At 50.4% G+C, this 14,072-nt stretch carries 15 protein-coding genes and 1 other annotated feature; of the genes, 7 read left to right on the top strand and 8 right to left on the bottom strand.

The features are described from left to right. Window positions 1-12: 12 nt before the first annotated feature. Together trmD and rplS are read left to right on the top strand one after the other, a co-directional pair. Entirely contained in the window at window positions 13-780 is a 768-nt protein-coding gene (trmD, locus tag OGY18_RS03115; protein ID WP_003031232.1) for a tRNA (guanosine(37)-N1)-methyltransferase TrmD, read from the top strand. Window positions 781-819: 39 nt separating this feature from the next. Continuing rightward, window positions 820-1,167: a 50S ribosomal protein L19 gene (gene rplS / locus OGY18_RS03110; RefSeq protein ID WP_002914145.1), complete on the top strand. Its 348-nt coding sequence runs from the start codon at window positions 820-822 to the stop codon at window positions 1,165-1,167. 132 nt (window positions 1,168-1,299) lie between these two features. Here the strand turns inward: rplS and OGY18_RS03105 are convergent, their stop codons facing one another. The 4 genes from OGY18_RS03105 to OGY18_RS03090 form a co-directional block, all read right to left on the bottom strand. Next, the gene (locus OGY18_RS03105; protein WP_148361623.1) at window positions 1,300-1,782 is read right to left on the bottom strand and encodes an OmpA family protein; all 483 of its coding nucleotides are present in this window, start codon (window positions 1,780-1,782) and stop codon (window positions 1,300-1,302) included. Window positions 1,783-1,797: 15 nt separating this feature from the next. Further along, complete coding sequence (gene dgcN / locus OGY18_RS03100; RefSeq protein ID WP_286548304.1) at window positions 1,798-3,021, bottom strand: diguanylate cyclase DgcN/YfiN; 1,224 nt, start codon at window positions 3,019-3,021, stop codon at window positions 1,798-1,800. Further along, complete coding sequence (gene yfiR / locus OGY18_RS03095; protein ID WP_148361624.1) at window positions 3,014-3,532, bottom strand: regulatory sequestration protein YfiR; 519 nt, start codon at window positions 3,530-3,532, stop codon at window positions 3,014-3,016. Before yfiR ends, dgcN begins: the two co-directional genes overlap by 8 nt. 158 nt (window positions 3,533-3,690) lie before the next feature. After that, entirely contained in the window at window positions 3,691-4,065 is a 375-nt protein-coding gene (locus OGY18_RS03090; protein ID WP_286551677.1) for a DUF2799 domain-containing protein, read from the bottom strand. A gap of 215 nt (window positions 4,066-4,280) precedes the next feature. Between OGY18_RS03090 and aroF the strand changes: the two genes are divergently transcribed. Together aroF and tyrA are read left to right on the top strand one after the other, a co-directional pair. Next, window positions 4,281-5,351, top strand: a complete 1,071-nt coding sequence (aroF, locus tag OGY18_RS03085) for a 3-deoxy-7-phosphoheptulonate synthase AroF (RefSeq protein ID WP_286551676.1) — start codon at window positions 4,281-4,283, stop codon at window positions 5,349-5,351. Between the two features lie 10 nt (window positions 5,352-5,361). After that, window positions 5,362-6,483, top strand: a complete 1,122-nt coding sequence (tyrA, locus tag OGY18_RS03080; RefSeq protein ID WP_003826456.1) for a bifunctional chorismate mutase/prephenate dehydrogenase — start codon at window positions 5,362-5,364, stop codon at window positions 6,481-6,483. A 96-nt stretch (window positions 6,484-6,579) separates the two neighbouring features. Here tyrA and pheA read toward each other — a convergent pair whose 3' ends face one another. From pheA to bamD, 4 genes are all read right to left on the bottom strand, one after another. After that, entirely contained in the window at window positions 6,580-7,740 is a 1,161-nt protein-coding gene (gene pheA, locus OGY18_RS03075) for a bifunctional chorismate mutase/prephenate dehydratase (protein ID WP_191219772.1), read from the bottom strand. 22 nt (window positions 7,741-7,762) lie between these two features. Beyond that, window positions 7,763-7,888, bottom strand: a sequence feature (Phe leader region). Further along, window positions 7,840-7,887: a pheA operon leader peptide PheL gene (gene pheL / locus OGY18_RS03070; RefSeq protein WP_100250063.1), complete on the bottom strand. Its 48-nt coding sequence runs from the start codon at window positions 7,885-7,887 to the stop codon at window positions 7,840-7,842. It overlaps the preceding feature by 48 nt. 102 nt (window positions 7,889-7,990) lie before the next feature. Next, window positions 7,991-8,329: a ribosome-associated translation inhibitor RaiA gene (gene raiA / locus OGY18_RS03065; protein ID WP_003031244.1), complete on the bottom strand. Its 339-nt coding sequence runs from the start codon at window positions 8,327-8,329 to the stop codon at window positions 7,991-7,993. A gap of 269 nt (window positions 8,330-8,598) precedes the next feature. Next, window positions 8,599-9,336 carry an outer membrane protein assembly factor BamD gene (bamD, locus tag OGY18_RS03060; RefSeq protein WP_003826460.1) on the bottom strand — a complete coding sequence of 246 codons (738 nt, stop codon included), beginning with the start codon at window positions 9,334-9,336 and terminating at the stop codon, window positions 8,599-8,601. 131 nt (window positions 9,337-9,467) lie between these two features. Here bamD and rluD point away from each other — a divergent pair, with 131 nt between their 5' ends. The 3 genes from rluD (at window position 9,468) to clpB (ending at window position 13,879) form a co-directional block, all read left to right on the top strand. Then, the gene (gene rluD / locus OGY18_RS03055) at window positions 9,468-10,448 is read left to right on the top strand and encodes a 23S rRNA pseudouridine(1911/1915/1917) synthase RluD (RefSeq protein ID WP_003826464.1); all 981 of its coding nucleotides are present in this window, start codon (window positions 9,468-9,470) and stop codon (window positions 10,446-10,448) included. Next, window positions 10,445-11,176 (top strand): purine nucleoside phosphorylase YfiH, encoded by a 732-nt coding sequence (yfiH, locus tag OGY18_RS03050; RefSeq protein ID WP_126317545.1) that lies wholly within the window; start codon window positions 10,445-10,447, stop codon window positions 11,174-11,176. The genes rluD and yfiH overlap by 4 nt, the downstream gene beginning before the upstream one ends. 129 nt (window positions 11,177-11,305) lie before the next feature. Next, a complete protein-coding gene (clpB, locus tag OGY18_RS03045) occupies window positions 11,306-13,879 on the top strand; it encodes an ATP-dependent chaperone ClpB (protein WP_003826468.1) in 2,574 nt (857 codons plus the stop codon). Window positions 13,880-14,072 lie beyond the last annotated feature (193 nt).

Raw genomic sequence — 14,072 nt, 5'->3', positions numbered from 1 at the left:
GGGGATTGGCTTGTGTTTATAGGTATCGTTAGCCTGTTTCCAGAAATGTTCCGCGCAATTACCGATTACGGGGTAACTGGCCGGGCAGTAAAAAATGGCCTGCTGAACATCCAGAGCTGGAGTCCTCGTGACTTTACTCATGACCGGCACCGTACCGTGGACGATCGTCCTTACGGCGGCGGACCGGGGATGTTAATGATGGTGCAACCTTTACGGGACGCCATTCATGCAGCAAAAGCTGCGGCTGGTGAAGGCGCAAAGGTGATTTATCTGTCACCTCAGGGACGCAAGCTTGATCAAGCGGGCGTTAGCGAACTGGCCACGAATCAAAAGCTGATTCTGGTATGTGGTCGCTATGAAGGAATAGATGAGCGCGTGATTCAAACCGAAATTGACGAAGAATGGTCAATCGGCGATTACGTACTCAGCGGTGGTGAGTTACCGGCAATGACGCTGATCGACTCCGTTTCCCGGTTTATTCCGGGAGTTCTGGGTCATGAAGCTTCGGCAATCGAAGATTCTTTTGCTGATGGATTGCTGGATTGCCCGCACTATACCCGACCTGAAGTGTTAGAGCAGATGGAAGTACCGGCAGTGTTACTGTCGGGGAACCACGCTGAGATACGTCGCTGGCGTTTGAAACAGTCGCTGGGCCGGACCTGGCTTAGAAGACCTGAACTTCTGGAAAACCTGGCTCTGACTGAAGAGCAAGCAAGGTTGCTGGCGGAGTTCAAAAAGGAACACGCACAACAGCAACATAAACATGATGGGCAGGCGTAAGCCCCCAATATCAGTTTACCCAGGATAAGAGATTAAATTATGAGCAACATTATTAAGCAACTTGAACAAGAACAGATGAAGCAGGACGTACCTTCCTTCCGTCCGGGTGATACCGTGGAAGTGAAAGTATGGGTTGTTGAAGGTTCCAAAAAACGTCTGCAGGCATTCGAGGGCGTGGTTATCGCTATTCGTAACCGCGGTCTGCACTCTGCATTCACTGTTCGTAAAATTTCCAACGGCGAAGGCGTTGAGCGTGTCTTCCAGACTCACTCTCCGGTAGTTGACAGCATTGCTGTTAAACGTCGTGGTGCTGTTCGTAAAGCTAAACTGTACTACCTGCGTGAGCGCACTGGTAAGTCTGCTCGTATCAAAGAGCGTCTTAACTAAGATTCGCGCAAGCGACATCCTGTTAGAAAAGGGCTGGCCGAAAGGCTGGCCCTTTTTTTATCCCGACGTTTACTTCTTTTATTCTTTATGGCAATGGAATGACTGCGCGGCGCGCAGCCAGTTGGGGGATGATTATGGCGTTGAGATCACAACCGCCACGCGGCGGTTTTCAGCACGACCTTTTGATGTCTGGTTGCTGGCAATGGGATATTTCTTCCCGAGTCCCTGAGTCGTCAGGTTGGTGCGGGGAATATTAGCGCCCTGCGCCCAGGCATCGGCAACAACATTAGCGCGTTTGAGTGACAGAGCTTCGTTATAGCTGTCTTCGCCGTAGTTATCGGTATGACCATCCAGACGCGCATGGTTTAGCCCGGTAGCTGCTAGTTTGGATGCCATTTCCTTGATCTGTTTTTCACTTTCAGGACGGAGCTTATAGTCATTTTTGTCAAACAGGATGGTGTCAGACAGGCCGAGAGACCAGTCTCCTGATGCTTCAGTAAATCCGTATGATTTCATGGCTGCAATTTGCTCCGGGGTAAATTTCCCTTGAGGTGCCTGACAGCCAGCCAGAATCAGTAAAAGCAGAAGAAACGGGGATAATAAACGTTTTAGCATGTGTGTAATTCCTTATTATTTAATAATGCGTTCAGAACGCAAATGTTTAGCCTGATACATATTTTGATCGGCAAGTTCTTGTAATTTTTCGGCAGAGGCATGTTCCCACGTCAGCGCAAACCCAATGCTGAGTGTCATGCTTGCCAGATGACCATTATGCAGGTCAAAAGGTCGGTTAAACTCTTGTGACAGTGCCGCGCAGATCCGCTGAACCTCATATTCAGAGTGAACGCTATACAGCACCATAGCGAACTCATCGCCGCCAAGTCTGTATGGGTAATGGCGACTCCCCCCAAACTCGGATAACCTTTTTGCGACTTCAATCAGGACCCGATCCCCCGCTGCGTGGCCCCAGGTATCATTAATAAATTTAAAATTATCGCCATCAAGGAATAACAATGCCGAGCTGCTGTGCGCTGCGTCGTCATTCATTAGGGCATTTATGCTGCTGCGAAATGCGGCGCGATTAGCCAGACCCGTCAGAGGATCATGTAGTGCAGTACGCAAAAGCTGAGCGTTTTTTGCCTGCAGTTTAAGTTGCCACTCCTCCATCTCGTCCAGCAGACTATTAAAGTCCAGGGCAAAGAGATGAAACTCTTCAATGCGTTCCTCTGATACGCGCCGTGAAAAGTTACGGTTGGTACGAACATCATGTACCACTTCGGTAATGTTTTGCAGTGCATCCACAACACCATTGTGTAAATAGCGAGTGAGCATTAATGCAATACTGGATGCCACCAGAATGCACCCGGTAAGGACGGCCAGCGACAAATAGATGAAATGACTGATAACGCTATCGCGCGCAGTCAATCGTACTTCGCCGATGACGTTGCCATTATGCAAAATCGGCTGAGTGACCGGTTGTGGGAACAGCCAGTGGCTGATCATCCCGCTGATCTTTTCAGTGGTATCCTGCGCGTTATAGCGCCAGGTGGCGATCACCTTCTGGTTTTTATTACGGACTTCTGCAACGGAAAATTGCCCCTGCTGGCCCAGTGCCGCCAGCGTTTCAGTTGCTGCAACACTATCAGAAAAGACTAATGCAGCTTCGAGCGTACGGGTCATGGTAGCGGCAGTCAGATCCAGATTCTTTTGCGCATACTGTCTTAATGCCAGCACGGAAGAAATGCTGAGCAGCAGCCAGATCAGCATCATGGTTACCAGAACGCTGATTATGCTGATACGCCGTAATGTTCGCTTAAACGTCGGGCGTGCTATGGGAGAATGGCCCTTATCCATGCTTATTATTCCGTGCAAGCATCAATACGTCTGGACTGACCCTTACGCCGCTGCGTGAAAGGGAATCCATATTTACGGAAAATCTTACATCTTCGTCTTTAATTATGAGACAAAAGGCGCTGCCAATAACGCATTCGGGGTTCTGTTCAGCAATTAATAACAATGCCTTAGTCGGATATTTATTCTTTAATTCCACCTGATAAGTAGGGGATTCTTTTCCAAAATAAAAACCGTCACACTGCGAAACTAATATTTCTTGTTCCGTACGGATGATGACGGGAAGATAGGGTAATGCGCCTGCACTGGTATCTTTCAGGACACTGGAAAAACGCGATGAAGAGAAAATACACAGTTTTGGGGGCCCGGAAAGTGCAGGCCAGCGTGTATAACTGACGATGCCGGAAACCATAGTGCGTACAGATTTTGCTTCTTCCGTAACGCTTTGGGCATACAGCGGTAATCCGGTCAGGAGCAGTGCCAGTAGAAGTATGAGTCGGTAAGAATAGCTCATGAATAGTTACCTACCAGCGTTTGCTGTAAAACGTCGAAATACATTCAAGATTGTTTAGGACAAAATAACATTATTTTCCTAAGCCGTCATTATGTCAGGGATAAAGCTGTTAGTGATTTAAGTTAAATCTTAGTAATTTTAAAAATATAACCTATTGTTTAATTTAATCTTATTGATGCGGCACCTTCGTTTGCTCCTTTTTGCCAGGCACTGTGTAACTGGTCAACATTTTCGACCGTATCACAACTTGAGGGAAAAGTTTTCCCGGTCAAACCTTTGGCGTAAACAAAATCCTGCTGGCAGGTTTTACGTTGTCCTTCAGTGTAACCCTTAAGATATTCCGTACGATCGACCTCGGGGTCATTGTAGTTGTCGGCAAGCGTTTCATTATCTTTAACGGCATACCCCGAAATGGCATCTTGTATCCCGGCGTCGTACCAGTCGGTACCAGTCCTGGTAGGGGCATGGGTGTAGGGGTCTATCTGACATCCGCTAAGAAGTAATAGAAACAAGATGCTGATGAGTTGCTTCATTGCCTGTGCTCCTTCGTTTTTTTAAGCATAGTGGATCTGAAAATTCGGTGGTGTAAATTTAAATGTACATTTATAAGGGCTGTTTTTGTCTTGAAATGGCACAATGTAAATTATAATTTACGGATTGTGGATTGAAATCTTTACCTGTTGTGATATCGTTATTTCCTCCTCGCTGAGGATCAACTATCGCAAACGAGCTAAACAGGATCACCATCATGCAAAAAGACGCGCTGAACAACGTACATATTACCGACGAACAGGTTCTGATGACTCCGGAGCAGCTGAAAGCTGAATTTCCGCTGAGCCAGGAGCAAGAGGCGCAAATCGCCCAGTCGCGTAAAACCATCTCAGATATTATCTCTGGTCGCGATCCTCGCCTGCTGGTGGTATGTGGCCCATGCTCCATTCACGATCCTGAAATGGCGATTGAGTATGCTCGTCGATTTAAAGCCCTTGCCGCAGAGGTCAGCGATAGCCTCTACCTGGTGATGCGCGTCTATTTTGAAAAACCCCGTACCACTGTCGGCTGGAAAGGGTTAATTAACGATCCTCATATAGATGGCTCTTTTGATGTTGAAGCAGGTCTGAAAATTGCGCGTCAGCTGCTGCTTGAACTGGTAAATATGGGACTGCCGCTGGCAACTGAAGCGCTGGATCCAAATAGCCCGCAATACCTGGGCGATCTGTTTAGCTGGTCCGCAATCGGTGCCCGTACTACGGAATCGCAGACTCACCGTGAAATGGCTTCCGGTCTTTCGATGCCGGTTGGCTTTAAGAATGGTACCGACGGTAGCCTGGCGACCGCCATTAACGCCATGCGTGCGGCTGCGCAGTCGCACCGCTTTGTCGGTATTAACCAGGCCGGGCAGGTTGCACTGCTGCAAACACAGGGGAATCCGGACGGTCATGTGATCCTACGCGGGGGTAAAGCGCCAAACTACAGCCCGGCAGATGTCGCCCAGTGTGAAAAAGAGATGGAGCAGGCGGGACTACGACCTTCTCTGATGGTAGATTGCAGTCATGGTAATTCCAATAAAGATTACCGCCGTCAGCCTGCCGTGGCTGAATCCGTGATTGCACAAATCAAAGATGGCAATCGCTCGATCATTGGCTTGATGATTGAAAGTAATATTCACGAAGGCAACCAGTCTTCTGAACAGCCGCGCAGCGAAATGAAATACGGCGTGTCCGTAACCGATGCCTGCATCAGTTGGGAAATGACGGATGCGCTGCTGCGTGAAATTAGCCAGGATTTAAACGGCCAGCTGTCGGCGCGTGTAGCATAAGAGGTTGGTTATGGTTGCTGAATTGACCGCATTACGCGATCAAATTGATGAAGTCGACAAGGCGTTGCTGGATTTACTGGCACGCCGCCTGGAGCTGGTTGCCGAAGTTGGTGAAGTAAAAAGCCGCTTTGGGCTGCCGATCTACGTACCGGAACGGGAAGCCTCTATGCTGGCCTCTCGTCGTGCGGAAGCGGAAGCCCTTGGCGTGCCGCCGGACCTGATTGAAGATGTGCTACGCCGCGTTATGCGTGAGTCCTACTCCAGTGAGAACGACAAAGGGTTTAAAACGCTTTGTCCTTCTCTGCGGCCGGTGGTGATTGTCGGCGGTGGCGGTCAGATGGGGCGTCTGTTCGAAAAAATGCTCACCCTGTCAGGTTACCAGGTGCGGATCCTGGAACAGCAGGACTGGGATCGCGCGCCGGAGATCGTCTCTGATGCCGGCATGGTGATCGTCAGCGTGCCGATCCACGTCACCGAGCAGGTGATCGCCAAACTACCGCGTCTGCCGTCTGACTGCATCCTGGTGGATCTGGCTTCAGTGAAAAATGGTCCTTTGCAGGCGATGCTGGCTGCACATGATGGCCCGGTGGTGGGGTTACACCCAATGTTTGGTCCGGACAGCGGCAGTCTGGCCAAGCAGGTCGTAGTTTGGTGTGACGGACGTCAGCCGGAAGCTTATCAGTGGTTTCTGGAACAGATTCAGGTATGGGGTGCGCGACTGCATCGGATCAGCGCCGTTGAACATGACCAGAACATGGCGTTTATTCAGGCACTGCGTCACTTTGCGACCTTTGCTTACGGTCTGCATTTAGCGGAAGAGAACGTTCAACTGGAGCAGCTGCTGGCGCTCTCTTCGCCGATTTACCGCCTTGAACTGGCAATGGTTGGCCGTCTGTTTGCCCAGGATCCGCAGCTCTATGCCGATATTATTATGTCGTCTGAGAGCAACCTTGCGCTGATCAAACGCTACTACCAACGTTTTGGCGAGGCGATCGGTTTACTGGAGCAGGGCGATAAGCAAGCGTTTATAGACAGTTTCCGTAAGGTGGAGCACTGGTTTGGTGATTACGCGAAACGCTTCCAAAGTGAAAGCCGTACTTTGTTACGCCAGGCGAATGACAGCCGTCCTTAATTAAGATGCCGGATGGCGGCTTCGCCTTATCCGGCCTTCAAAAATCGTATGAATTGTAGGCCGGATAAGCGTAGCGCCATCCGGCATTGTCAAACGTTAGCTCGGATCGACTGGCACCACGTTCTCACTTGGATAGCAACCCAGTACTTTCATCGAACGCGTAATCTCACCCAGCTCTTTCAATGCTTTTTGCATCTGGGGCGATTCCAGGTTGGCCTGGATATCAAGATAAAACATCTCTTCCCACGGATTGCCGTGAATCGGGCGTGACTCCAGTTTAGTCATAATCAGATTATGGTTACGCAGTACCAGCAGCGCCTCAACCAGCGCACCGGCCTGCTGTCCTGTTGCCATCAGCAGCGTGGTTTTCGCCGGAACCTGGTCGGATACATTGATTGCTTTACGTGCCAACACCACGAAACGGGTGATGTTTTGCGACTGGTTAGCCTCAATATGTTCGAGAACCTGCAATCCATACAGTACGCCTCCGGCTTCGCTCCCCAGGGCCGCCACGCGCGGTGAGTTAGCCTGCGCAACTTTTTCCATCGCCGCAGAGGTGCTTTCGGTGTACTCAATCTTCCAGTGCGGGTAGCGATTCAGGAACTTGCTGCACTGCTGGAACGGCTGCGGATGACTATATACCGTTTCAATGGTCTCAAAATCCGTCGTGCCGGACACCAGTACACAGTGGTCTATTGTAATGGTCATCTCGCCAACGATAGACAGGCTGGTGTGCTGCAGAAGGTCGTAAACGTCGTTAATCCCACCGGAACTGGTGTTTTCAATCGGAACCACAGCATAGTCAGCCTGTCCGGTTTCGACCTGATTAAAGATGTCGGCAAATTTTGCGCAGCCGCTTTCAATAAATTGTTCAAAATGGCGGGCGGCGTACTGACGTGCTGCGAGATGGGAATATGACCCTTTTGGCCCAAGGAAGGCCACGCGCGCGGAGTGTGGGTTAATTTTGTTCAGGTGCTGCTGGAGCAGTGCCTGTTGAGTCAGGACGGAGTCTTCGATGATGAGCTGGAACAGGCGAGTAATGTAGTGAGCATCGAGATGATGTGCTTTGCCCAACTGGATCAGGCGGTCCAACAGGTCACGTTCACGGTCGATATCTCGTACCGGACGATGTGAAAGCAGTTTGGCTTTACCAACTTCTACGGCCAGTCCACGTCGCTCAGCCAGCAGGGCCAGTAATTTTTCATCCAGCGTGCTGATCTTATCGCGCAGCGCCAGCAATGGGTTTTCCGATGTCATAGTGTTGCCTTTCTTGTTATCAATAAAAAAGGCCCCCCGTTGTGGGAGGCCTTATTGTTCGTCTTCGCATTCTTTATCACACGACGAAACGCCTCCCATTCAGGGGAAGGTAAAAAAGAATGCGAAGAAGAACGGGACAAGTTTCATGTAATTTTCCTTTGGCTACGTCAGTAAAGTACCCGTACTGTTTTCACCCTGTCAACAAAAAACGCGCCCGAAGGCGCGTTGGCGATACACTCAATGTAAGGGACTACTCTTCTTCTGCTTCGACGAAGTTGGCGTCTTTGACTGAAGTTGTTGCACGACGGGCTTCGCCTTTGTGCTGCACTTTATTGAGCTGCCGTTCCAGCTTGTTGATCAAATCGTTAATTGCGGTGTACATATCCTCGTGTTTTGCGCTGGCGACCAGATGTCCGTTCGGTGTATTGATGGTGGCATCAGCAATGAAACCCTGTGGCTCCTTAGACAGAATGATATGTGGATTAATCAGATGAGTTTGCCATTTTTCTAGTTTGGCGAGACGGTCTGCGACATGCTGGCGAATTGCCGGAGTAATTTCCATTTGTTTACTGGTAATGTTCATTGTCATAAATTTTACCTCTTGTCTTTCCCGTCTTGGTGATTCCAGCATACCGTTCCTAATGTCAAAATGTGTGATCTAAATCACATTATTTTGTCGCTTTTTGTCAAGAAAACCTTTTTGTGAGGCACCGCAGGAACAGGCGATTTTTTACTTGAGGAATACCTGAAAGCAGGCCATATTTGATGGGATGCGTCGGAGCTAAACCGCTTCAGTTATGGCGTTAACGGATAAAAAAACGGCAGCCCAAGGGCTGCCGTTTTGCATTCTGAGGTAAATCAAGTATTGCTGCTGTTGGCGGCAATAATTTTCGCTACTTTTTCAGCCTGCGCATTCATCTGCATCTGGCGATAAGCGTTTTCCATCAACGGCAGGGCATTACGTGTTGCCTGGGTATCAGGGTAGTCGCGCAGCATGCCTTCCACACGGTTTACCACGGCAACCCATGCACCGCGGGCAGTGTAGTATTCCGCAACGGAGTATTCATACTTCGCCAGACGATCTTTCAGGAACACCAGACGTTTGGTGGCGTCAGTGGTGTACTGGCTGTTCGGATAGCCACGTACCAGTTTGGAAAAGTCATTAAACGCAGCTCGGGCATGTTGTGGATCGCGATCGCTGCGATCAACACCAAAGAATCCTTGCAGTGCGCTATCATCCAACGCCATATTGGTCAGGCCACGCATATACATGACATAATCAATGTTAGGGTGTGTCGGGTTAAGACGGATAAAACGATCGATAGCAGCCTGAGCAAGTGGCAGATCGGCGTTTTTGTAGTAGGCGTAGATGAGATCTAATTGCACCTGCTGAGAATACGGTCCAAATGGATAACGGTTATCCAACGCTTCCAATTGCGTTATTGCCTGTTTCCAGTTACCGTCCTGCAGCTTTTGCTGAGCAGTCGCGTAGATTTCATTTGGCGGATTATCGGGCACCTCTTCCTTTGAACCAGAGCAACCCGCCAAAAACAGGCTCAACGTGGCTGCTGCCACCAGATATTTCATGCGCGTCATGACGTTTTGACTTTCCTCAAAATGTAATACGGGAGATTCTCTGTTCCTGCTCCCGGTTAAGACCAGCTACAATAGCACACTATATTAAACGGCAAAGCCGTAAAACCCAACGTTAAACGAAGAAGCAGTTTATGGCACAACGAGTAGAACTCACCGCAACAGTCTCCGAAAATCAGCTCGGTCAACGCTTAGATCAGGCTTTGGCCGAATTGTTCCCTGATTATTCGCGATCGCGCATAAAAGAATGGATCCTCGACCAGCGCGTACTGGTAAATGACCAACTTTGCGATAAACCGAAAGAAAAAGTGTTGGGTGGAGAGCGTGTCTCCATCAACGCAGAAATTGATGAAGAGGTTCGTTTTGAACCTCAGGATATCCCACTGGATATCGTTTATGAAGATGACGACATTCTTGTCATCAACAAACCCCGTGACCTTGTAGTGCATCCGGGCGCCGGGAATCCCGATGGCACGGTATTGAATGCGTTACTGCATTACTACCCGCCAATCGCGGATGTTCCTCGTGCCGGTATCGTACACCGTCTGGATAAAGACACGACTGGATTAATGGTGGTAGCAAAAACGGTTCCGGCGCAAACACGTTTGGTGGAGTCGTTGCAGCTGCGCGAAATTACCCGTGAGTACGAAGCCGTGGCGATTGGTCACATGACTGCTGGCGGAACCGTTGAGGAACCGATTAGCCGTCACCCGACCAAGCGTACGCATATGGCGGTACACCCAATGGGTAAACCGGCGGTAACGCACTATCGCATTATGGAACACTTCCGTGTGCACACGCGTCTGCGGTTGCGTCTGGAAACCGGACGTACGCACCAGATCCGCGTGCACATGGCACATATCACTCATCCTCTGGTGGGCGATCAGGTCTACGGTGGCCGTCCACGTCCACCGAAAGGCGCTTCTGACGAATTTATCTCCGTACTGCGTAAGTTCGACCGTCAGGCGCTGCATGCGACCATGCTGCGTTTGTATCACCCGATTTCCGGTATCGAAATGGAATGGCATGCGCCGATTCCACAAGATATGGTGCAATTGATTGAAGTGATGCGCGCTGATTTCGAAGAACACAAGGATGATATTGCCTGGCTATGAGTAAGCTAATTGTCCCGCAGTGGCCGATACCGCAAGGTGTCGCGGCGTGTAGTTCTACCCGTATTGGCGGAGTCAGTATGCCGCCTTACGATTCGCTGAATCTGGGCGCCCATTGCGGCGATAACTCGGAGCATGTTGAAGAGAACCGCAAACGACTGTTTGCTGCGGGCAATCTGCCGTCAAAGCCGGTCTGGCTGGAGCAGGTCCACGGTAAGGATGTCCTGAAACTGACCGGCGAGCCTTACGCCTCCAAACGTGCAGATGCGTCGTACAGCAACACGCCGGGCACCGTGTGTGCGGTGATGACCGCTGATTGTTTGCCGGTGTTGTTTTGCAATCGTGCCGGAACGGAAGTTGCTGCTGCCCATGCGGGTTGGCGCGGATTATGCGCCGGCGTGCTGGAAGAGACGGTGGCGTGTTTTGCCGACAAACCTGAAAACATTATTGCCTGGCTAGGCCCGGCGATAGGTCCAAACGCGTTTGAAGTTGGACCAGAAGTCCGCGAGGCGTTCATGACGAAAGATCCGCAAGCGGACCTTGCATTTGTGCCGCGCGGCGACAAGTATCTGGCGGATATCTACCAGCTTGCCCGTCAGCGCCTGGCCAATGTCGGCGTGGAGAATCTCTACGGTGGCGACCGTTGCACCTTCAGCGAAAGTGAGACGTTCTTCTCTTATCGTCGCGACAATACCACGGGTCGTATGGCAAGTTTTATTTGGCTGATATAACCTAAAGAATCAAGACGATCCGGTACGTGTAATTTTCTTTTCACATAATTCAGGTCATTCACCTTGAATAATTGAGGGATGACCTCATTTAATCTCCAGTAGCAATTTTGACCTGTTATGGGAGGAGTTATGCGTCTGGATCGTCTTACTAATAAATTCCAGCTTGCTCTTGCCGATGCCCAGTCACTCGCATTGGGGCACGACAATCAATTTATCGAACCACTTCATCTAATGAGCGCCTTGCTGAATCAGGAAGGGGGATCGGTACGTCCTTTATTAACGTCTGCTGGCATTAATGCTGGCCAGTTACGTACAGCCATTGACCAGGCGTTGAGCCGTTTGCCACAGGTAGAAGGTACCGGCGGCGATGTGCAGCCTTCTCAGGAACTGGTGCGTGTACTGAATCTTTGCGACAAGCTGGCGCAAAAACGTGGGGACAACTTTATTTCGTCAGAACTGTTCGTTCTGGCGGCGCTTGAGTCACGCGGTACGCTGACCGATTTATTAAAATCAGCAGGCGCGACGACCGCCAATATCACTCAGGCAATTGAACAAATGCGTGGAGGTGAAAGCGTGAATGACCAGGGGGCTGAAGACCAACGTCAGGCCTTGAAAAAATATACCGTTGATCTGACCGAACGTGCCGAACAGGGCAAACTCGATCCGGTCATCGGCCGTGATGAAGAAATTCGCCGTACCATTCAGGTGCTGCAACGTCGTACTAAAAATAACCCGGTGTTAATCGGTGAACCCGGTGTCGGTAAAACCGCCATCGTTGAAGGGCTGGCCCAACGCATCATCAATGGTGAAGTGCCGGAAGGCTTAAAAGGCCGTCGTGTACTGGCACTGGATATGGGCGCGCTGGTGGCTGGGGCCAAATATCGTGGTGAGTTCGAAGAACGTTTAAAAGGTGTGCTGAACGATCTCTCGAAACAGGAAGGCAACGTCATTCTGTTTATCGACGAATTGCATACCATGGTTGGGGCGGGTAAAGCCGATGGCGCAATGGACGCCGGGAACATGCTGAAACCTGCGTTGGCCCGTGGGGAGCTGCACTGCGTAGGTGCAACAACGCTTGATGAATATCGCCAGTACATCGAAAAAGATGCGGCGCTGGAACGTCGTTTCCAGAAAGTGTTTGTGGCTGAACCTTCAGTGGAAGACACCATCGCAATCTTGCGTGGCCTGAAAGAACGTTATGAACTGCACCATCATGTGCAGATTACTGACCCGGCGATTGTTGCGGCAGCTACGCTGTCTCACCGCTATATTGCCGATCGTCAGTTGCCGGATAAAGCTATCGACCTTATTGACGAAGCGGCATCCAGCATTCGTATGCAGATTGACTCCAAGCCGGAGGAACTCGACAGACTCGACCGCCGTATTATCCAGCTCAAACTGGAACAGCAGGCATTAATGAAAGAGTCTGATGAGGCAAGTAAAAAACGTCTCGATATGCTCAACGAAGAGCTGGACGACAAAGAACGCCAGTATTCTGAGTTAGAGGAAGAGTGGAAAGCTGAAAAAGCTTCCCTCTCGGGAACGCAAACTATCAAGGCTGAGCTGGAGCAGGCAAAAATCGCCATCGAACAGGCGCGCCGCGTTGGCGACCTGGCGCGGATGTCTGAACTGCAGTACGGCAAAATTCCTGAACTGGAAAAACAGCTGGAAGCAGCTACCCAGTCTGAAGGCAAAACCATGCGTCTGCTGCGTAATAAAGTCACGGATGCAGAAATTGCTGAGGTGCTGGCGCGCTGGACCGGGATCCCAGTTGCTCGCATGCTGGAAGGCGAACGGGAAAAACTATTGCGTATGGAGCAGGAGCTGCACAGCCGCGTGATTGGTCAGAACGAAGCGGTGGAAGCCGTTTCTAACGCCATCCGTCGTAGCCGTGCGGGCTTGTCCGATCCGAATCGTCCGATTGGTTCATTCCTGTTCCTTGGTCCAACCGGTGTCGGTAAAACCGAACTGTGCAAAGCGCTGGCAAACTTTATGTTCGACAGTGACGATGCAATGGTGCGTATCGATATGTCCGAGTTTATGGAGAAACACTCCGTGTCTCGTTTGGTCGGGGCACCTCCGGGATATGTCGGTTATGAAGAAGGTGGTTACCTGACGGAAGCAGTACGTCGTCGTCCTTACTCTGTCATCTTGTTGGATGAAGTGGAGAAGGCGCATCCGGATGTGTTCAACATTCTGCTGCAGGTGCTTGATGATGGTCGTCTGACTGACGGACAGGGGAGAACGGTCGACTTCCGTAATACGGTTGTCATTATGACCTCAAACCTGGGTTCCGATCTGATCCAGGAACGCTTCGGTGAGCTGGATTACGGCCATATGAAAGATATGGTGCTGGGCGTTGTGAGCAATAACTTCCGCCCGGAATTCATCAACCGTATAGATGAGGTTGTTGTGTTCCACCCGCTGGGTGAGCAGCATATTGCTTCTATTGCTCAGATCCAGTTGCAGCGTCTGTACAAACGTCTGGAAGAGCGTGGCTATGAAATCCATATTTCTGACGAGGCGCTTAAACTGCTGAGCGCGAATGGTTACGATCCGGTGTATGGCGCGCGTCCATTGAAACGTGCTATCCAGCAGCAGATCGAAAACCCGCTGGCGCAGCAAATTCTGTCTGGTGAACTGATTCCGGGCAAAACGATTCGTCTGGAAGTGAATGACGATCGCATAGTGGCAGTGCAGTAAGTCACAAAACAACAATAAACGGGCCCTGCGGGGCTCGTTTTTGTTTAAAATCCAGGCGAAAATGGACGTATTGATTGAAAAGTAATCGCTTGATAAGTTTTTTATATTTTTAACTTGTCAGCCTGAAATAACTCCCTATAATGCGCCTCCACTGACACGGAACAACGGATTACAAGCCGCCGGGTCAGCGGGG

It is taken from the genome of Citrobacter sp. Cpo142, from assembly GCF_030332425.1.
In the GTDB taxonomy this organism is placed as follows: domain Bacteria; phylum Pseudomonadota; class Gammaproteobacteria; order Enterobacterales; family Enterobacteriaceae; genus Citrobacter; species Citrobacter portucalensis.
This window is presented reverse-complemented; position numbering and strand designations above follow the sequence as displayed.

What these genes read in the sequence shown, in the direction of transcription:
- rplS (WP_002914145.1), top strand. Translation starts at nt 820, where the DNA reads ATGAGCAACATTATTAAGCAACTTGAACAAGAACAGATGAAGCAGGAC.
- OGY18_RS03105 (WP_148361623.1), bottom strand. Translation starts at nt 1,782, where the DNA reads ATGCTAAAACGTTTATTATCCCCGTTTCTTCTGCTTTTACTGATTCTG.
- dgcN (WP_286548304.1), bottom strand. Translation starts at nt 3,021, where the DNA reads ATGGATAAGGGCCATTCTCCCATAGCACGCCCGACGTTTAAGCGAACA.
- yfiR (WP_148361624.1), bottom strand. Translation starts at nt 3,532, where the DNA reads ATGAGCTATTCTTACCGACTCATACTTCTACTGGCACTGCTCCTGACC.
- OGY18_RS03090 (WP_286551677.1), bottom strand. Translation starts at nt 4,065, where the DNA reads ATGAAGCAACTCATCAGCATCTTGTTTCTATTACTTCTTAGCGGATGT.
- aroF (WP_286551676.1), top strand. Translation starts at nt 4,281, where the DNA reads ATGCAAAAAGACGCGCTGAACAACGTACATATTACCGACGAACAGGTT.
- tyrA (WP_003826456.1), top strand. Translation starts at nt 5,362, where the DNA reads ATGGTTGCTGAATTGACCGCATTACGCGATCAAATTGATGAAGTCGAC.
- pheA (WP_191219772.1), bottom strand. Translation starts at nt 7,740, where the DNA reads ATGACATCGGAAAACCCATTGCTGGCGCTGCGCGATAAGATCAGCACG.
- raiA (WP_003031244.1), bottom strand. Translation starts at nt 8,329, where the DNA reads ATGACAATGAACATTACCAGTAAACAAATGGAAATTACTCCGGCAATT.
- bamD (WP_003826460.1), bottom strand. Translation starts at nt 9,336, where the DNA reads ATGACGCGCATGAAATATCTGGTGGCAGCAGCCACGTTGAGCCTGTTT.
- rluD (WP_003826464.1), top strand. Translation starts at nt 9,468, where the DNA reads ATGGCACAACGAGTAGAACTCACCGCAACAGTCTCCGAAAATCAGCTC.
- yfiH (WP_126317545.1), top strand. Translation starts at nt 10,445, where the DNA reads ATGAGTAAGCTAATTGTCCCGCAGTGGCCGATACCGCAAGGTGTCGCG.
- clpB (WP_003826468.1), top strand. Translation starts at nt 11,306, where the DNA reads ATGCGTCTGGATCGTCTTACTAATAAATTCCAGCTTGCTCTTGCCGAT.